The following is a 17,858-nucleotide window of genomic DNA, read 5'->3' on the forward strand; positions in this document are numbered from 1 at the left end:
CCGGCTGCGCGCCGTCGGAGCGCACTGCCCGGCGGGCTAGGACGGAACCAGGCGTTCGAGGCGGCGGCGGGCCTCCGCAATCGCGGGGTCGCCCACGTCCTCGTAGATCTGCACGGCCTGACGCCAGGCGACGGAGGCGGCGGTCAGGTCGCCCATCCCTTCCCGGGTGTCACCGAGTCGGATGAGGGTCTCCGCCTCGTGGTAGCGGTCGGCGGAGTCGCGAAAGAGTCGGATCGCCTGCTCGTAGCAGTCGGCCGCGCGGTCGCGTTCACCGAGGCGGTCGTAGGCGAAGCCGAGGCTGTCGAGCGTCGCGGCCTGGCCGTTGCGATCGTCGCTTCGTCGTTGTTGGTCGAGAGCTTCGGTGCAGCTCTCGATCGCCTGGGCGTAGTCGCCGGTGGTGGCCAGCAGCCAGCCGATCGCGTTGAGTGTCCGAGCTTCACCCGAGCGGTTGCCCGCCAGCCGGTAGAGCCGTAGCGCCTCGCGACCGTGTGCGAGGGCCTCGTCGAAACGGCCGTCCAGATAGCAGAGTTCACAGTAGTTGTGCAGCGTCTGCGCCTGGCCGGTCGGATCGCCGAGGCGTTCGTGCAGCTCGAGTGCGCGCTTCAGCCGGTGCTCGGCGGCATCGCGGTCGCCGAGTCGGGTCAGGGCACGGGAGAGTAGCCGGTTGGCGGCAGCCTGACCGGCCAGGTCGCCGATCTTCTCCGCGGCGGCCAGCGCGACCCGTTGGATGTCGAGCTGGTCCTGCCACAGGCCACGCGGCGCGACGAAGGTGTTCAACGCCCAGGCGATCTGCCAGGCGTACGCCTCGAACCCGCGCTCGGCGGCCTGCCGAACCACCCGAATCAACACCCGGTGCTCTGCCGTGAACCAGGCGAGCGCGCCGCCGTGGTCGGTCGCCGGCCGCCTGGTGGGTACAGGCAGCGGTGGCACCGGCTCGATCGGGGGCCACTGCGGCTGGAGCAGTAGCGCCGCCGGATAGGCGGCGTGCAGGTAGTGGTCGTACAGGCGCTGTCGGGCGGCGGTGTGGTCATCGGCGCGCTCCGACGACTCCGCCAGCTCGGCTGCATAGGCGCGGAGAAGATCGTGGAAGGCGTAGCGGCCGGGCGTGTGCTCGGTCAGCAGATTGAGCCGAGTCAACTCGCGCAGTCGCGGCGTGACGACTGCGGTCGGCTCACCGGCCAGTGCCGCGGCTGCGACGGTGGTCAGGTCCGGGCCCGGGTGCAGCCCCAACAGGGTGAACAACCGGGCCGCGTCCGGCCGCAACGCGAGGTACGACCAGGAGAAGACGCGCCGCACGTCGCCGTCGGCCAACACGTCGAGCCGCGCCTCGGTGGAGTGCAACTCGGCGGCGATGGCGCTGAGCGGAAAGGTGGGGTGGGTGGCGACGCGTGCCGCCACTATCGCCAGCGCCAGCGGTAGCCGGCCGGCGGCCTCGACGATGTCGGCCACCGCACGCGGCTCGGAGGCGAGACGGCCGACCCCGAGCCGGCCGGCGAGCAGGCTTGTCGACTCCTCCGCCGTGAGCACGCCCAGTGTCAACGGCTCCGCGCACTCGGCGGCGATCAGGCCACCGAGCCGGTCCCGGCTGGTGACCACGACCATGCAGCCACCGGCACCGGGTAGCAGGGCGCGAACCTGGGCGGAGTCGCGGGCGTTGTCGAGCATCACGAGCATCCGGCGGGAGGCCAGCAGGCTGCGGTAGAGACCCGTCCGGGCCTCCGTGCCGGCGGGTATCCGGGAGTGCGGCACACCGAGCGCTTCGAGGAATTCGGACAGCGCGTCGAGCGGGGACACCACCCCGGCTTCGTCGTAACCCCGAAGGTTGACATAGAGCTGGCCGTCGGGAAAGCGGTCGGCGACCCGGTGCGCCCAGTGCAGGGCCAGGGCGGTCTTGCCGACTCCAGCCATGCCGGACACCGCGGAGATGGCCACTGTGCCCGACCCCTGTGCACCGCCGTCCAGCAGCGCGTCGAGGCTCGCCAGTTCGGCGGCGCGACCGACGAACTCCGGTACCGCGCGCGGCAGCTGCTCGGGGCGCAGGACGTGCGGCACCGGCGCCGGCCCGTCCGACCCTGAGGGCGGGTGCGCTGCCAACCCCGGTCGGTGATGCAGGATGTCGTCGTACACCTTGACGAGCTCCGGTGCCGGATCGAGGCCGGTCTCCTCCGCCAGCGCCTGCCGAGCTTGTCGGAAGGCGTCCAGGGCGCCGGCCACGTCCCCGATGCGGTACAGGCCCACCATCAGCTGGCCCCAGGCACGCTGCCGCAGCGGATGCCGGTCGAGCAGGGACCGGAGCCGGCGCACCACGTCGGCCGGTGCGCCGAGCGCCAGCACCGCCTCCGCGTAGTCCTCCTCGACGAGCAGCCGACGTTCCTCGAACTGCGCCACCCGCCTGGCCAGCGACGAACGCAGGGGCAGGTCCGACAGTGGGGCCCCGCGCCAAAGCCCCAGCGCGGCGGAGAGCTCGGCCTCAGCGCGGTCCATGTCGGAGGCCGCGAGAGCGTCGCGCCCTCGGGCCGCAGCGGCGTCGAAGAGGTCCAGGTCCCGCTCGTCGGGGCCCACCCGGATCACGTAGCCGCCCGCCGCGGCGGTGATCCCGTTCCAGGACTCCCGGTCGCCCAGCGACTGCCGCAGCCCGCGCACGTAGGTGCGGAGGTTCGCCGCAGCCGACGCCGGCTCCTCGTCGCCCCACAGCATCGACGCCAACTCGTTGGTGCCGACGACCTCGTTCGGGCGCAACAGGAGGCCGGCCAGCAGGAGGCGTTGCTTCACCGAGCCCAGCGGAACCGGCCGGCCTTCGCGGTACACCCGGAACGGGCCGAGGATGTCGAAACGCAACCAGGCACCTCACATGTGGGCGCTGCAATCCGGACGCGCGCCGCACCCGGGATGACGGGGCGGGCGGGTGCCCTGTACGCCAGTTGTGCGGCGGATGTACCGGCCCCACCTTACCGTTCAACCGTTCCATCGCCCATCGAAGTATCCACCTCCGTCCAACCAGGGAGATGCATGTCTTCGCTCCACTCCATCCGCCGGGTGCTCGGTAAGGCTGCGGTCCCCGCGGTCGGCGCGGCGTTGGCCATCGGACTCAACGTCACGCTCGCCACGCCGGCCGCGGCCAGCGGCTCCTACACCGGCAGGGCGTACGTCCACGGCACCGGTGCGGTATCCGACGATTTCGATGACGAGGGCGTCGTCAACGTCGGGACGCACCGCAGCTCGAACGTCACCTGTCTGTGGCAGACCATTCTCTGGGCAAATGGTTACCTGCCCTCGTCCGGGATCGACGGCATCTTCGGCGACCAGACCGATGCCGCAACGAGGAACTTCCAGCGCGACAAGAGCCTCACCGCGGACGGTTCCGCCGGCCGGAACAGCTGGACGAAGGCCGGCGACAGGCTCGCGCAGACCGACGACCAGAACGGGTGGCGGTACGTGGTGTACCGGGGGGCACGGGGCTCCAGGAGCGCGTACAGCGCGCACGAGTTCGTCCTGCAGCGATCGCCCGACGGGAACCACCGGTTCTACCCGCCGCAGGGCGGCGGCCCCTACTGGGCCACCTACAACACCCGCTCCTGCTGATCTTCAGGATCGGCTGGCTTCTTCCGGGGGCCGCCGGGGCGATGACGTCGCCTCGGCGGGCCCTGGAGGGCCGGGCCGTCGGCCGCGGCCCCGCCGAGCCGGCGGCCACCATCGCCGCCGCCCGCGAGCTGGTCACCGAGGTGGTCGGCTGAGCCTCTGCGGGGGTGGCCGCCAGCTGACAGGCATAGGGTGGTTGTCGTGACAGAGATGACCTATCGCCGGCTGGGCGACTCCGGGCTCGTGGTGTCCGTGGTCGGCATCGGCTGCAACAACTTCGGCCGCAAGCTCGACCTCGATGGCACCCGTGCGGTGGTGGACGCGGCACTGGACGCCGGGATCAACCTGTTCGACACCGCCGACATCTACGGTGAACCGCAGGGCGGCTCCGAGGAGCTGCTCGGGCAGGCGCTCAAGGGCCGCCGGGACGACGTGGTGGTGGCCACCAAGTTCGGCATGGACATGCACGGCCTCAACGGGCCGGACTTCGGCGCCCGTGGCGCACGCCGCTACATCGCGCGAGCGGTGGAGGCGTCGCTGCGCCGGCTCGGCACCGACCACATCGACCTGTACCAGATGCACGAGCCCGACCCGGGCACCCCGATCGACGAGACCCTCGCCGCCCTGGACGACCTGGTGCGCGACGGCAAGGTGCGCTACCTGGGCAATTCCAACTTCGCCGGGTGGCAGATCGCCGACGCCGACTGGGTCGCCTCGTCCAACGGGCGGGCCCGCTTCATCAGCGCGCAGAACCACTACAGCCTGCTGGAGCGGTCCGTGGAGACCGAGGTGATCCCCGCGTGCGAGCGGTTCGGGCTGGGCATGCTTCCGTTCTTCCCACTCGCCAACGGCCTGCTCACCGGCAAGTACAAGCGCAGTGAGCAGCCCCCGGCCGGGAGCCGGCTCTCCGGCGGTGGCCGGTACGCGGAGCGGCTCGCCGCAGCCGACTGGGACGCCATCGAGGCGATCGAGGCGTACGCGGCCGAGCGGGGTCTGAGCATGCTCCAGGTGGCGATCGGTGGGCTGGCCGCCCAGCCGGCGGTCACCTCGGTGATCGCCGGCGCCACCACGCCGGAGCAGGTCCTCGCCAACGCCGCCGCCGGCACCTGGGAGCCCGGCGACGAGGACCTGGCCGCGCTGCGCGCCATCCTCTGAGCGGTCCGGCCTGGCGCGGTTCGGCGCGGCCGGCGCGGCTCCTTGATCCACTCGTGTTCCTGAAAGTCGGGGTGACTTGGGCCGGGGAATGCGCGGTTTCATGAAAGTCGAGTCGATCATGCCGGTCGCGGCGGCTAGATGACGCCAGCACGGGCTGGCGGTGACCGACCAACCCCGGGTCGGTGGGTGAGATGACGATGGGCCGGGCCGCTGGTTGCGGCCCGGCCCGTTTCGTCGTCAGTGTCGGTCGGTCGACCGCTCCGGCGAGATCGTCGTGGTGAGCCGGTGCGGCGGCGAGATCGTCTCCGTCAGTCGGTGCGGCGGCGGCCGAACAGCATGGCCACCCCCATCGCCAGGGCGACGAGGACCAGGCCGGCCGCCGCGTACGGCCACCAGCCGGCACCCGCCCCGCCGTCCGCCGGCTTGTTCACCGCGACCGGCTCGGGCGCGGGCGGAGTCTGCGCGGCCCGGGCCTGCACCGTCGCGGTGGCCTTGCCCGACAGTGGGGCGGGGGAGTTGACGGTCACCTTCCACGTGCCGGCGGTGAGCACCGCGCCGCTGCTGTAGAAGCCCTGCCCCTCGGGCTGCGGTTCCAACTGCACCGGCCCGACCTTCTGCCCGTCCGGGCCGGTGGCGGTGAGGACCAGTCGTACCACCTGGTCCAGCCGACGCCCGTCGGGGTAGGTGGCCTGGATGGTGACCCCCTCGGCGCCGTCGCCGGCCACCACGAGTTTGAGTTTGTCGGCCTGCGCCGCCCGGGCGACCTGAGCGGCCTGCGCGGGGGCAGCGGCGAACACCGTCAGAGCCAGTCCGACGAACACGGCGGCCAACGCCTTGCGGATACCCGTCACGGACATCTCCTCACTACGGATGAGGGAGGCCCCTCCCCGACGCCGTGGCGTCGGGGAGGGGCCTCGTCGGATCAGAGCTGGCGACCGGGCGCGAGCCGGGTGGCATCGCCACCGAGCCGTCCGGTGCCCTTGACCGATTCGCCGTCGTTCGCCTTGACCCCGGCCTTACTGGCCGCGCCACCGAGCCGAACGATCATGGCATCGGCGTCCCGGATCAGGACGTCCCGGACCTCCGCCTCGCCCACCAGAGCGGTGTCGGAGGCGAGCGTCCGGAACGCGGTCAGCTGCCGCACCGCCGCCTTGTCGTCGCCGGCCGCCTCGGACTTGCGGACGGCGTCGAGCTTGTTGGTCAGCTGCTTGTGCGCCTTGGCCGAGAGTCGACCCGTCGCCTTGAACCGGTCCAGCAGACCCTGCATGTCCCGGAACGAGGTGGTGACGAAGAACCGGACCGTCGAGGTGGTCTCGTTGCCCGCCTTGTCGGTCGCGGTCACGGTCAGCTCGTGCAGGCCGAGCGACAGCTCGTACATGGCCTGCAGGGTGCCGCTGGCGTACGCCTCGCCGTCCAGCTTGCCGACCACGGTCGCGATGCCCGAGGTCGGGTCGACAGCCTGCCAGGACACCCGAACGTCCTGGCTGTCACCGTAGAGCTGGCCGTCGGCGATACCGGAGACCAGCAACGTCGGCTTGGTGCCGTCGATCTTCAAGACCGCCGACTTGAGCGTCTCGGCGTTGCCCGCCTTGTCGGTCGAGCGGTACAGCAGCTCGTGCTGCCCGTCACCGGTCACCTCGACCGGCGTCGTGTACGGGGTCCACGCCCCACCGTCCAGCGACCACTCCACCGTCTTGACGCCCGAACCGGCGTCGGTGGAGGCCAGCACGACCGGGATCGTCCCGTTGTGCCAACCGGCGTCGTTCGCCGGAGCGAACGTCGCGGTGGTCACCGGCGCGGTGGCGTCGATCTTGACCGAGACGGTCTTCGTCGCCTCCACGTTGCCGGCCTTGTCCGTCGAGCGGAACCGCAGCTCGTGCTCGCCGTCACCGGTGACCTCCACCGGGGCGGTGTACGCCGTCCAGGTGGTGGCACCGTCCAGCTGGTACTCGGTGGTGGCGAGCCCGCTGCCGCCGGCCTCGTCGGCGGCGGTGAGGGTCACCGTCACCGCCCCGGTGTACCACCCCTCGGTCGGGGTGCCGGACACCGACGACGTGGTCACCGGAGCGGTCTCGTCGGCCACCTCCGTGCTCAACCGGAAGTAGTCGAACGCGGCGGTCTTCGAGGCCGTCTGGTTGGCGCCGAGGGTGAACAACCCGACCTTCGGGGTGGCACCCACCGCGGTGTTGGTCAGCGCCTCCAACGCGGTCCAGGTCGTCCCGTCGGCCGAGTACGACGCGGTGAACGTGTCACCGGTGCGGGCCAACCGGAGGTGCCACACGGCACTGGTCAGGCTGGCCGCCTCCGGCTGCGGGTTCTGGACCGCCCCGGCGATCTCGCTGCGGAACTCGATCCGCCGCGTCACCGCCGAGCCGGCCTGGTTGTCCGCGATGAAGTCGAACTTCAGGTAGTTGTCGTCGTCCGCCTGCACGAGCAGACCGGCCTGCTGGTACTGCTCGTTCAGCAGACTGCCGTCGACCTTCGTCTCCAGGGTCCAGTCGCCCGAGGGCGCGGTCTGGAGGATGAAGTTCTTCGGCCCGGTGTTGTCGGTGCCGTAGATGTCACCGTTGGGCACGTCGATGCGCAGCGCGCCACCGGTGACCCGGTAACCGGTCGGGTCCTCCCGAAGGATCGCGTCCCACCGGCACTTGTCCAAGGTGTCGCCGTTGAACTCGTCCGACGGGTCGACCGGACCGGCCGGGGCGTCCGGCGTGACCTGGAACGAATCGAAGGCCGCGTCGACGACCGGTGCCTCGGTGCCGCCGTTGAGGGCGAAGACCCCGATGCGCGGGTTGGTGATGCCGGCGAGCGCGGCCGAACGGCCGACCGGGGTGAAGGTCTGTCCGTCGGCCGAGACGGCCGCCGTCAGGTTCGTCCCGTCGCTGGTGACCCGCAGGTACACGGTGTCACCCGCCGGTGCGTTGGTGGCGTCGGCGGCCTCGTTGCGAGGCGTGCCGGCCGTCTCCCGGATGAACTCCACCCGACGGCTGCCGTTGTACAGCAGGTCCACCTTGGCGTAGTTGTCGTCGTCGCCGTACACCAGCAGACCGGCCTGCTGGTAGTTGGCCGTCACCGGAAGCGTGACCTTGGTGGTCATCTCCCAGGCGCCGGTCGGTGCCGCCTGGAGCACCAGGTTGGTGGCGTCGTTGCGAGCGCCGTAGAGGTCACCCACCGCGGTGGGCAGCCGCAGCGCGCCGCCACTGAGCGAGTAGAGCTGGTTCTCCCGGATGACGCTGGTCCAGCGCTCCTTGTCGAGGCTGTTGCCGTTGAAGTCGTCCGAACGCGCCCCGAAGCAGGACGTGTCCGGAGCGTCCACCCGCACCGGCACCGTGGCGTACGCCTTGGCGCCCTTGCTGTCGGTCACCGTGAGGGTGGCCGTGAACGTGCCCGCGGTGGTGTAGGTGTGGCTGGCGTCCAGAGTGGTCGCCGTGCCACCGTCACCGAAGTCCCAGGCGTACGTCAACGGGGTGTCGCCCTCGGCGTCGGTGGCCGTGCCGTCGAAGGCGACGGTGACCGGTGCGGTGCCGGTGGCCGGGTTGGCCGTGGCGCTGACCACCGGCGGCGCGTTCTCGGTGACACCGCGGCCGACGAAGTCCATCCAGTTGACGTTGAACAGCGAACCGGTGCCGCCGTTCGGGTCGCGGGCCAGGAAGTACAGCGAGCCGCTCGCGGCACCGGTGACCGGCGCGCTCACGTCCGTGTACGTCTGCCACCCGCCGGTGGCCGGCACGGTGGCCGTGGCGACCACCGGTCCGTCGACCGCACCCGCGCGGACCTCGATCCGACCACCCGCAGCGGCCGAGGCCGCCCGGAAGCGGATCTCGGTGATGTTGGTCAGGTTCGCCGGAGCGACCGACCACCAGTCACCGTCCTCGATGAACGCGATGCTCTGACCGCCGCCGGCGGGGTCGGTGGCGGCTTCCCGCTGCACGCCGGCGTCACCGCCGCCGGTGCTCACCGGAGCGCGCCCGGTGGCGGTGAAGAACTCGGCCTGCTTGCGCTTGGGCTGCAGGACCTCGATCACCCGACCGGTGAGCGGGCTGGCCCCGCCGGCGCCACCGTCATCGGTGTAGGTGGCCTCGAAGACCGCGAACACGTTCGCCTCGGCGCCGTGCCCGGAGGCGAGCGACGTCTGGACGGTGCCGGTGCAGCCGGTGTGCTGCTCCAGCGGGTGGGCGTGCTCGTCGTGGCCCAGCAGGACCTGGAGGTTCACCCGGTCACAGTCGATCTCCCCGTCCTCCGGGTCGGTCACCTTGATCGAGTAGCGGACCTGGTCACCCCACTCGAAGAACCCACCGTCCGGCGGGAACTCGATCGTCACAGTCGGGGACGTGTTGCCCACGGTGATCGGCACGTTGGCCACCGCGGTACGGCCCTTCGGGTTGGTGACGGTGAGCTGGGCGGTGTAGTTGCCCGCCGCGGCGTAGGTGTGCGTCGGGTTCGCCTCGGTGGAGGTCTGCCCGTCGCCGAAGGTCCAGGCGTAGGTGAGCGTGCCACCGTCCGGGTCCCGGGATCCGGCACTGGAGAAGGTGACCGTCAACGGTGCCGCACCCGAGGTCGGGGTGGCGGACGCCGCCGCGATCGGCGCGCGGTCACCGGCGGTGTAGTCGATCCGGTAGACGCCCGAGTTGTCGTTGTTGCCGCCGAAGCCGCTGCCCCACTCGATCAGGTACAGCGCGCCGTCGGGGCCGAACTCGAAGTCCATCGGCCGGATCATGCTCATGCCGGTGAGCAGCTGGTTGATGTCCACAAGAGACTTGCCGTCGGCAGTCACCTGCATCGTGTACATCTTGTTCTGGTTCCACTCGCCGAGCAGCGCCTTGCCGTCGTAGTACGCCGGCCACTTGCGGGTGGAGTCGAGGTCGGCGTCGTAGCGGTAGACCGGGCCACCCATCGGGGCGCCACCGCCGCCGATCTCCGGGTAGCGCGCGTCACCGGCGTACCCGTAGTCGACGGTCGCCGGGACGACCGGCGGGAGGTTGGTCAGACCGGTGTTGTTGGGCGAGTTGTTGACCGGTGCGGCGCAGTCGAACTTCGGGCCGCTCGGACCGGACGGGAACGTGTAGTCGTTGTACGCCTCGTTCGTGCCCGTGCAGTACGGCCAGCCGTAGTTGCCCGGGGTGACGATGTTCCACTCGACCAGACCGCGCGGGCCCCGGTTCGGGTTGTCCGAGTTGGCGTCCGGACCGTAGTCGCCGACGTACAGCGTGTTGGTCTTCGGGTCGGTGCCGATCCGGAACGGGTTGCGGAAGCCCATCGCGTAGATCTCGGGACGGGTCTTCTCGGTGCCCGCCGGGAAGAGGTTGCCGGCCGGAACGGTGTACGTTCCGTCGTCCTCCGGGTGGATCCGGATCACCTTGCCGCGCAGGTCGTTCGTGTTGGCCGAGGTGCGCTGCGCGTCGTAGTCCTGGCGGCCCGCCCGCTCGTCGATCGGCGTGTACGAGTTCGACTCGAACGGGTTGGTGTTGTCACCGGTGGCCAGGTAGAGGTTGCCCTCGCTGTCGAACGTCATGCTGCCGCCGGCGTGGCAGCAGGTGTTGCGCTGGGTGTCGACCCGCAGCACCTGCTTCTCACTGGCCGGGTTGATGGTGTCGCCGGTCACCGTGAACCGGGACAGCAGGTTGCGGGCGACCCCGTCGTTCGGGGCATAGTACAGGTACACCCAGTTGTTGGTGGCGAAGTCCGGGTCGAGCCGGATGCCGATCAGGCCGTCCTCGTTGCCGGTGAAGACGTCCAGGTCGACGGCGGTGACGGTGTTGCCGGTGTCCGGCTTGATGATCTGCACGCGACCGTCACGCTCGATGTAGAAGACCCGCCCGTCGGGGGCGATGTCCAACTCCATCGGGTTGCTGGTGTTGCTGTCCAGCGCCACCTTCTCGAAGTTCGAGGTCTTCGAGGCGCCGCAGTCGGCGTCCTGGACACCTGCCGCGGTGCGGATGCCGCCGAGCAGGTGGGAGAGGAAGCCGGGCTCGGCGTACGACTCCCGGGTGTGGCCGCCGCCGGTGTACCAGGAACGACCACCGTCGTAGTCCTGACACCAGGCGATCGGGTGGTCGGCGCCCATCGCGCCGGCACCGGCCGTGTAGCTCTTCTCGTCCAGGCTGGCCAGCACGTGCACGTCCGGCCGCGGGTTGGTCTGGTAGTTGTACCACTCGTCGAAGCGGGACCAGCGGTCCGGCAACTCGGCGGTGGACGGGTGCGCGTGGTCCTCCACCTTCACGGTGGCCTGCTGGTTCTGCGGGTGGTTGGCGAAGTACGCGCCGACCAGGTCGCCGTACCAGGGCCAGTTGTACTCGGTGTCCGACGCGGCGTGGATGCCGACGTAGCCGCCGCCGGCCTTCACGTAGCGCTCGAACGCCGCCTGCTGCTCGGCGTTGAGCACGTCACCGGTGGTGGAGAGCCAGATCACCGCCTTGTACTTCGCCAGGTTGGCGTCGTTGAATGCGGCGCCGTCCTCGGAGTTGTCAACGGTGAATCCGTTGGCGGCACCGAGCTGCTGGATCGCGGCGATGCCGGTGGGGATGGAGTCGTGCCGGAAGCCGGCGGTCTTGGAGAAGATCAGGACGGAGAAGGGATCGGCCGCTGCCTTTGGTGCCTTGGGCACCACCTGGCTGACCGGGGCGCCGGCCGGCGCCTCCCGTGGGGGGACCTGGGCGGCTGCCTGGGCAGGCGTGCCGAACAGGGTGGTCGAGGCCATGGCCAGGGAGATGAGTGTTGCGGTGATGGGTACGCGGGCACGACGAGAACGGGACACGCCGCCTCCTGTGTCGTAGTGACAGAGAGCTCGCGGGAGTCGGCTCGCCGAACGCCCTCCCTCGTGGAGCCGGTGGTGACGCCGTGCCAGGGTGCCCCACCGACATTTTGTCGAATCGCTGAACAAATTAATTCGGCTGGCTCGATGTCGGGCAAGATGCCGACGGGTAACGGTTCTGCAACGGCGGGCGACATTCCGAACAGGACCGTATGAAGTGCCCCATCGATCTTGTTCGTCGCGGCCCGCCCGGACGCCGCCGACCCCGCCTTGGCAGACCGGCGGATCTGTCGTACGGTGACACGCAAGTAACCCACGGGAGCCCGGTGTACCGGGCTGAGAGGGGGGCTGACAGCCCCCGACCGTCGAACCTGATCCGGGTAATGCCGGCGCAGGGAGGAGTGTTGCCGTGCCGTCCCTGGGGCGACTGCATCTGATCACCGACACCCGACCCGGGCGTGACCCGCTCACCGTGGTCCGGGCCGCCCTCACCGCGGCCCGCGCCGACCTGGTGGTGCAGGTCCGGGTCGAGGACTCCGCCACCGACCGCGAGGCGTACGACCTGGCCCGGCGGGTGCTGGCGCTGTGTGCCCCGTACGAGGCGACCTGCCTGGTCAACGACCGGCTGCACGTGGCGCTGGCGGTCGGCGCGGCCGGCGGGCACGTGGGGGCCGACGACCTGCCGGTCGCCGCCGCCCGCCGGGTGCTCGGCCCCGCCGGAGTGCTCGGTGCCACCGCCCGCGCGCCGGGTCCGGCCGCCGAGGCGGTCGCCGCCGGAGCCGGCTACCTGGGCGTCGGGCCGTGCCACACCACCAGCACCAAGTCCGGCCTGCCCGACCCCATCGGGCCCGCCGGGGTACGCGCCGTCGTCGACGCCGTCGACGTGCCGGTCATCGCCATCGGCGGAGTGACCGCCGCGCGGGTGCCGGCGCTGCGGGCCGCCGGGGCGTACGGGGTGGCCGTCGTCGGTGCCGTCTCCGCTGCCGCCGACCCGGCCCGGGCGACGGCCGAGCTGATCGAGGCGCTGACGTGCTGACCGGCCGGTTCCCGTCACCGCCGTCGAGCGACCGGGTCCGGCCGGATGTGGCGGTGGTGGGGGCGGGGCCGATCGGGCTGTCCATCGCCTGGCGCTGTGCCACCCGGGGGCTGCGGGTGGTGGTGCACGATCCGGCACCCGGATCGGGGGCCTCCGCGGTGGCCGCCGGCATGCTCTCCCCGGTCGCCGAGGCGTACTTCGGTGAGCGGCAGTTGACCGAACTGCTCCTGGCGTCCGCCGCCCGCTGGCCGGGGTTCGCCGCCGAGTTGACCGAGGTGACCGGCGTCGAGATCGGCTACCGGACCGAGGGCACCCTGATGGTCGGGCTCACCGGCGACGACCTGGCCGAGGCGCGCCGGCTCTGGGCGTACCAACAGGGGTTGGGACTTCCGGTGACCCCGCTGCGCCCCAGTGAGCTGCGCGACCACGAGCCGGCGCTCGCCCCGAGAGTGCGCGGCGGCGCGCTCGCGCCGACCGACCACCAGGTGGACCCCCGACTGCTGGTGCCGGCGCTGCGCGCGGCGGTGCAGCAGGCCGGCGCGGTCCTCGTGCCGCGACCCGTTCAGCGGCTGTCCGATGTGGACGCCCGGGTCACTGTGGTCGCCGCCGGCTGCGGGGCCGCGGCACTCACCGGTCTGCCGGTGCGGCCGGTCAAGGGCCAGATCCTCCGGCTCCGCGCGCCCGACGGCGTCGCGCCGGGCTTCCGGCACGTGATCCGGGGGTACGCCGACGGCGAACCCGTCTACCTCGTGCCCCGTGCCGACGGCGAGGTCGTGCTCGGCGCGACAGTCGAGGAGCGGTCGGACACCACCGTCACCGCCGGTGCCGTGCAGCGTCTGCTGCGCGCCGGAGTCGACCTGCTGCCCGAGCTGGCCGAGTACGACCTGGTCGAAGCGGTCGCCGGGCTGCGCCCAGGCACCCCGGACAACGCGCCGATCCTCGGACCGCTGCCCGACCGGCCGGACGTCCTGGCCGCCACCGGGCATCACCGGCACGGCATCGTGCTCGCCCCGATCACCGCCGACCTGATCGCGGATCTGGTGCTCGGCGGCGGACCCGAACCGCTGCTCACGCCGTTGCGCCCGGAGCGGTTCTCCGCCCGGACGCCCGGCGGCAGCCCTGATCGCAGCACGGAGGGGGACCAGTGGAGTTGACGGTGAACGGGGCCGGACGCAGCGTGCCGGATGGCACGTCGGTCGCCGACCTGGTGCGCGACATCGTGCCCGAACAGCGCGGGGTGGCGGTCGCCGTCAACGGCGAGGTCGTACCCCGGGCGGGTTGGCCGGCCACGGCGCTGCGCGACGGCGACCGGGTCGAGGTGCTCACCGCGGCGCAGGGCGGGTGAGCGGCATGCCGTTCGAACTGGGCGGGGAGACGTTCACCTCGCGGTTGATCCTCGGCACCGGCGGTGCCGCGAACCTGCACGTCCTGGAGCAGGCGATCCGGGCGTCCGGCACCGAGCTGGTCACGCTGGCGTTGCGTCGGGTGGGCACCGCTCCGGGCTCCACCGGCGGATTGCTGGACCTGCTGGACCGGTGCGGGGTACGCCTGCTGCCGAACACCGCCGGCTGTCACACCGCGACCGAGGCGGTCAAGGTGGCCCGGCTGGCCCGGGACGCGTTCGACACCGACTGGGTCAAACTGGAGGTGATCGGCGACGAGCGCACGCTGCTGCCCGACGGGGTGGAACTGCTCCGCGCCGCCGAGGAGCTGGTCTCCGACGGCTTCACCGTGCTGCCGTACACCAGCGACGACCCGGTGTTGGCCCGTCGCCTCGCCGACGTGGGCTGCGCGGCGGTGATGCCGGCCGGCTCACCGATCGGGTCGGGGCTCGGCATCGGCAACCCGCACCACATCCGGCTCATCCGGCAGGGTGTGGACGTTCCGGTGATCCTCGACGCGGGCATCGGCACCGCCTCCGACGCCGCCCTGGCCATGGAGTTGGGCTGCGACGGGGTGTTGCTGGCCAGCGCTGTCACCCGGGCAGCCGACCCGGTGGCGATGGCGACCGCGATGCGGTACGCGGTCGAGGCGGGACACCTGGCGGCCGGTGCCGGTCGGATCGCCCGACGCTTCCACGCGCTCGCCTCCACCCCCGACGAGGGAAGACCCGACCTGTGACCGGGCCGGACGGCGTCGTCGTGCTGACCGACCGGCTCGTGGCCCGGGACCGGCTCGACCGGGTCGTGGCGGGGGCCGTGGCCGGGGGAGTGCGCTGGGTGGTGCTGCGGGAGAAGGACCTGCCCCGAGCCGAACGCGCCGCCCTCGCCGCCGACCTGCGCGCGATCCTCGCCGACGTCGGCGGGACCCTCGTCGTCGCCGGTCCCGACCCGCTCGGAGGCGACGCGGTCCACCTACCGGCCGCCGGTCCGTACCCACCACCGACCCACACCGTCGTCGGCCGCTCCTGCCACGACAAGGCCGAGTTGGACCGCCTGACCACCGAGCACTACGCCACCATCTCCCCGGTCCACCTCACGAAGACGAAACCGGGCTACGGCCCACCCCTGGGGTCGGACGGCCTGCGACGGCTGATCGACATCAGCACCGTCCCCGTCCTGGCCCTCGGCGGAGTCGAAACCCCAGACCAGGTAACCGCCTGCGTCAAGGCGGGAGCAGCAGGCGTAGCCATCCTGGGCGCACTGATGCGAGCAGGAGACCCCGCCGAAACAGCCGCAACCCTGACCAACGCCTATGCAAAGGCGGTCACCCCTGTGCTGACCAAAACCCGCCGGGAAGGCACCCAGGTCTCGCAGCCCCCAACCGCAACCAAAGGGGAAAGAAGATGACCCCGAGAACACTGCTGACCATCGCCGGCTCGGACTCCGGCGGCGGCGCGGGCATCCAGGCCGACCTCAAGGTCTTCGCGGCGCTCGGCGCGTACGGCACCAGCGTCCTCACGGCGGTCACCGCGCAGAACACCACCGGTGTCGACGCCGTGCTGCCGATGCCTCCGCGCACCGTCACCGAGCAGTTGGACAGCGTGCTCGCGGATTTCACCGTCGCCGCCGTGAAGACGGGGATGCTCGGCACCCCGGCGGTCGCCGACGTGGTGGCCGAGGCCGCACGGGACGGTCGACTGCCCCACCTCGTCGTCGACCCGGTGCTGGTCGCCACGAGCGGTCACCGGCTCGGCGTGGTGGGTGCGGTGGAGCGACTGCTGCCGTACGCCACTGTGGCGACGCCGAACTGCGCGGAGGCCGCGGCCATCACCGGACGTCCGGTCGACGACGTGGCGGGGATGGTCGTCGCCGCCGAGGCGCTCGCGGACGGCGGACCGGAGTACGTGGTGGTCACCGGCGGCGACCTGGGCGGTGACGAGGCGGTCGACGTGCTGCACGGCGGCGGCGTCACCACAGTGCTGCGCGCGCCACGGGTGGACACGCGGCACACCCACGGCACCGGGTGCTCGTTCTCGGCGGCGATCGCGGTGCGGCTCGCGCTGGGCGATCCGGTGCCGGCGGCGGTGGGGGCCGCCAAGGAGTACGTGCTCCGCGCGCTGACCGGCGCGCGGAGTTGGGAGCTGGGCGCGGGGCGCGGACCGCTGAACCACTTCGGCTGGCCCGCTTGATCACCAGGGAGGCTGTCATGCAGGCACGAGGCAAGGTGTACGTCGAGGGTTCGCGGCCGGATGTCCGGGTGCCGTTCGCGGAGGTGGAGCTGACCGGTGACCATCCGCCGGTGCGGCTCTACGACACGTCCGGCCCGGGGTCGGACCCATCGGTGGGGCTGCCCGCGTTGCGGGGCCCGTGGATCGCCGAGCGGGGCGACGTGGCGCCGGTGCGGGGCGCGGGTACGCCACTGGCCGGTGTGGACGGACGCCGCCCGACGCAGCTCGCGTACGCGCGGGCCGGTGTGGTGACGCCGGAGATGGAGTTCGTGGCGATCCGGGAGAACGTCGACCCGGAGCTGGTCCGGGCCGAGATCGCCGCCGGCCGGGCGGTGCTGCCGCTCAACGTGAACCACCCCGAGTGTGAGCCGGCGATCATCGGTAAGGCGTTCCTGGTCAAGGTGAACGCCAACATCGGCACCTCGGCGGTCAGCTCGTCGGTCGCCGAGGAGGTGGAGAAGCTCACCTGGGCCACCCGGTGGGGTGCGGACACCGTGATGGACCTGTCCACCGGCAAGCGGATCCACGAGACCCGCGAGGCGATCGTGCGGAACTCGCCGGTGCCGATCGGGACCGTGCCGATCTACCAGGCGTTGGAGAAGGTCGGTGGTGACCCGGTGAAGCTGAGCTGGGAGGTGTTCCGGGACACCGTCATCGAGCAGGCCGAGCAGGGCGTGGACTACATGACCGTGCACGCCGGGGTGCTGCTGCCGTACGTGCCGCTGGCCGTGGACCGGGTCACCGGCATCGTCTCCCGGGGCGGCTCGATCATGGCGGCGTGGTGCCTGGCGCACCACGAGGAGAACTTCCTCTACACCAACTTCGCCGAGCTGTGCGCGATCCTCGCGAAGTACGACGTGACGTTCTCCCTCGGTGACGGGCTGCGCCCCGGTTCGATCGCGGACGCCAACGACGAGGCGCAGTTCGCCGAGCTGCGCACCCTCGGCGAACTGACGAAGATCGCCTGGGAGTACGACGTCCAGGTGATGATCGAAGGCCCGGGCCACGTGCCGATGCACAAGATCAAGGAGAACGTGGACCTCCAGCAGGAGTGGTGCTACGAGGCGCCCTTCTACACGCTCGGGCCGCTGACCACCGACATCGCGCCGGCGTACGACCACATCACCTCGGCGATCGGCGCCGCGATGATCGGCATGTTCGGCACCGCGATGCTCTGCTACGTCACCCCGAAGGAGCACCTCGGCCTGCCGGACCGCGACGACGTGAAGGCGGGCGTGATCGCGTACAAGATCGCCGCGCACGCGGCGGACCTGGCCAAGGGGCACCCGGGGGCGCAGGCGTGGGACGACGCGCTGTCCAAGGCGCGGTTCGAGTTCCGCTGGGAGGACCAGTTCAACCTCTCACTGGACCCGGAGACCGCCCGGTCGTACCACGACGCGACACTGCCCGCCGAGCCCGCGAAGACGGCGCACTTCTGCTCGATGTGCGGCCCGAAGTTCTGCTCGATGAAGATCACCCAGGAGCTGAAGGAGTACGCGGCCCGCGGCATGAAGGACAAGTCGGAGGAGTTCGTCTCCGGAGGTGGCCGGGTCTACCTGCCGCTGGCCTGACGGTGCCGGGCTCGGCGCGGCCCAGCCGCCTCGGCGCGGCCTGCCGACCGGTCCGGCCAGCGGACGCCGCAGGATGATCCACTCGGGTTCACCGATGTCGCGCTGTCCGGACGGGCGGGATGGCCCGACGTCGGGGAACCCGAGTGGATCAGCGGG

The 17,858-nt window shown here is 71.5% G+C and carries 12 protein-coding genes and 1 riboswitch; of the genes, 9 read left to right on the forward strand and 3 right to left on the reverse strand.

Going from position 1 to position 17,858, the window contains the following annotated elements; all coding sequences use genetic code 11:
• Positions 1-36: 36 nt before the first annotated feature.
• A complete protein-coding gene (locus tag O7617_RS16165; protein ID WP_282264476.1) occupies positions 37-2,838 on the reverse strand; it encodes a BTAD domain-containing putative transcriptional regulator in 2,802 nt (933 codons plus the stop codon).
• 171 nt (positions 2,839-3,009) lie between these two features.
• Between O7617_RS16165 and O7617_RS16170 the strand changes: the two genes are divergently transcribed.
• Both O7617_RS16170 and O7617_RS16175 read left to right on the forward strand, forming a co-directional pair.
• Positions 3,010-3,582, forward strand: coding sequence for a peptidoglycan-binding domain-containing protein (locus O7617_RS16170; protein ID WP_282264477.1), 573 nt, complete (start codon positions 3,010-3,012; stop codon positions 3,580-3,582).
• Positions 3,583-3,789: 207 nt separating this feature from the next.
• Entirely contained in the window at positions 3,790-4,734 is a 945-nt protein-coding gene (locus tag O7617_RS16175) for an aldo/keto reductase (RefSeq protein WP_282264755.1), read from the forward strand.
• Positions 4,735-5,042: 308 nt separating this feature from the next.
• Here the strand turns inward: O7617_RS16175 and O7617_RS16180 are convergent, their stop codons facing one another.
• Positions 5,043-5,585, reverse strand: coding sequence for a hypothetical protein (locus tag O7617_RS16180; RefSeq protein ID WP_282264478.1), 543 nt, complete (start codon positions 5,583-5,585; stop codon positions 5,043-5,045).
• Between the two features lie 71 nt (positions 5,586-5,656).
• Complete coding sequence (locus tag O7617_RS16185) at positions 5,657-11,488, reverse strand: ThuA domain-containing protein (protein WP_282264479.1); 5,832 nt, start codon at positions 11,486-11,488, stop codon at positions 5,657-5,659.
• 302 nt (positions 11,489-11,790) lie between these two features.
• A riboswitch (TPP riboswitch) is annotated at positions 11,791-11,900 on the forward strand.
• On the opposite strand from O7617_RS16185, the gene thiE reads away from it, so the two are divergent.
• The 7 genes from thiE to thiC all read left to right on the forward strand — a co-directional run bounded on the left by thiE (position 11,895) and on the right by thiC (position 17,702).
• A complete protein-coding gene (thiE, locus tag O7617_RS16190; protein ID WP_282264480.1) occupies positions 11,895-12,521 on the forward strand; it encodes a thiamine phosphate synthase in 627 nt (208 codons plus the stop codon). Its footprint overlaps the riboswitch before it by 6 nt.
• The gene (thiO, locus tag O7617_RS16195) at positions 12,518-13,675 is read left to right on the forward strand and encodes a glycine oxidase ThiO (RefSeq protein ID WP_282264756.1); all 1,158 of its coding nucleotides are present in this window, start codon (positions 12,518-12,520) and stop codon (positions 13,673-13,675) included. Before thiE ends, thiO begins: the two co-directional genes overlap by 4 nt.
• A complete protein-coding gene (gene thiS, locus O7617_RS16200) occupies positions 13,666-13,866 on the forward strand; it encodes a sulfur carrier protein ThiS (RefSeq protein WP_282264481.1) in 201 nt (66 codons plus the stop codon). Before thiO ends, thiS begins: the two co-directional genes overlap by 10 nt.
• Positions 13,863-14,642 carry a thiazole synthase gene (locus tag O7617_RS16205; RefSeq protein WP_282264482.1) on the forward strand — a complete coding sequence of 260 codons (780 nt, stop codon included), beginning with the start codon at positions 13,863-13,865 and terminating at the stop codon, positions 14,640-14,642. Before thiS ends, O7617_RS16205 begins: the two co-directional genes overlap by 4 nt.
• Positions 14,639-15,310 carry a thiamine phosphate synthase gene (locus O7617_RS16210; protein WP_282264483.1) on the forward strand — a complete coding sequence of 224 codons (672 nt, stop codon included), beginning with the start codon at positions 14,639-14,641 and terminating at the stop codon, positions 15,308-15,310. The genes O7617_RS16205 and O7617_RS16210 overlap by 4 nt, the downstream gene beginning before the upstream one ends.
• Positions 15,307-16,092, forward strand: a complete 786-nt coding sequence (gene thiD / locus O7617_RS16215) for a bifunctional hydroxymethylpyrimidine kinase/phosphomethylpyrimidine kinase (protein ID WP_282264484.1) — start codon at positions 15,307-15,309, stop codon at positions 16,090-16,092. The genes O7617_RS16210 and thiD overlap by 4 nt, the downstream gene beginning before the upstream one ends.
• Positions 16,093-16,109: 17 nt before the next feature.
• Positions 16,110-17,702, forward strand: a complete 1,593-nt coding sequence (gene thiC, locus O7617_RS16220) for a phosphomethylpyrimidine synthase ThiC (protein ID WP_282264485.1) — start codon at positions 16,110-16,112, stop codon at positions 17,700-17,702.
• Positions 17,703-17,858: the final 156 nt, after the last annotated feature.

This window comes from Micromonospora sp. WMMD1155, from assembly GCF_029581275.1.
Taxonomy (GTDB): domain Bacteria; phylum Actinomycetota; class Actinomycetes; order Mycobacteriales; family Micromonosporaceae; genus Micromonospora.

Excerpts from the sequence above, each read along its gene's own strand:
- O7617_RS16170 (WP_282264477.1), top strand. The coding sequence starts at position 3,010 with ATGTCTTCGCTCCACTCCATCCGCCGGGTGCTCGGTAAGGCTGCGGTC.
- thiD (WP_282264484.1), top strand. The coding sequence starts at position 15,307 with ATGACCCCGAGAACACTGCTGACCATCGCCGGCTCGGACTCCGGCGGC.
- O7617_RS16175 (WP_282264755.1), top strand. The coding sequence starts at position 3,790 with ATGACCTATCGCCGGCTGGGCGACTCCGGGCTCGTGGTGTCCGTGGTC.
- thiC (WP_282264485.1), top strand. The coding sequence starts at position 16,110 with ATGCAGGCACGAGGCAAGGTGTACGTCGAGGGTTCGCGGCCGGATGTC.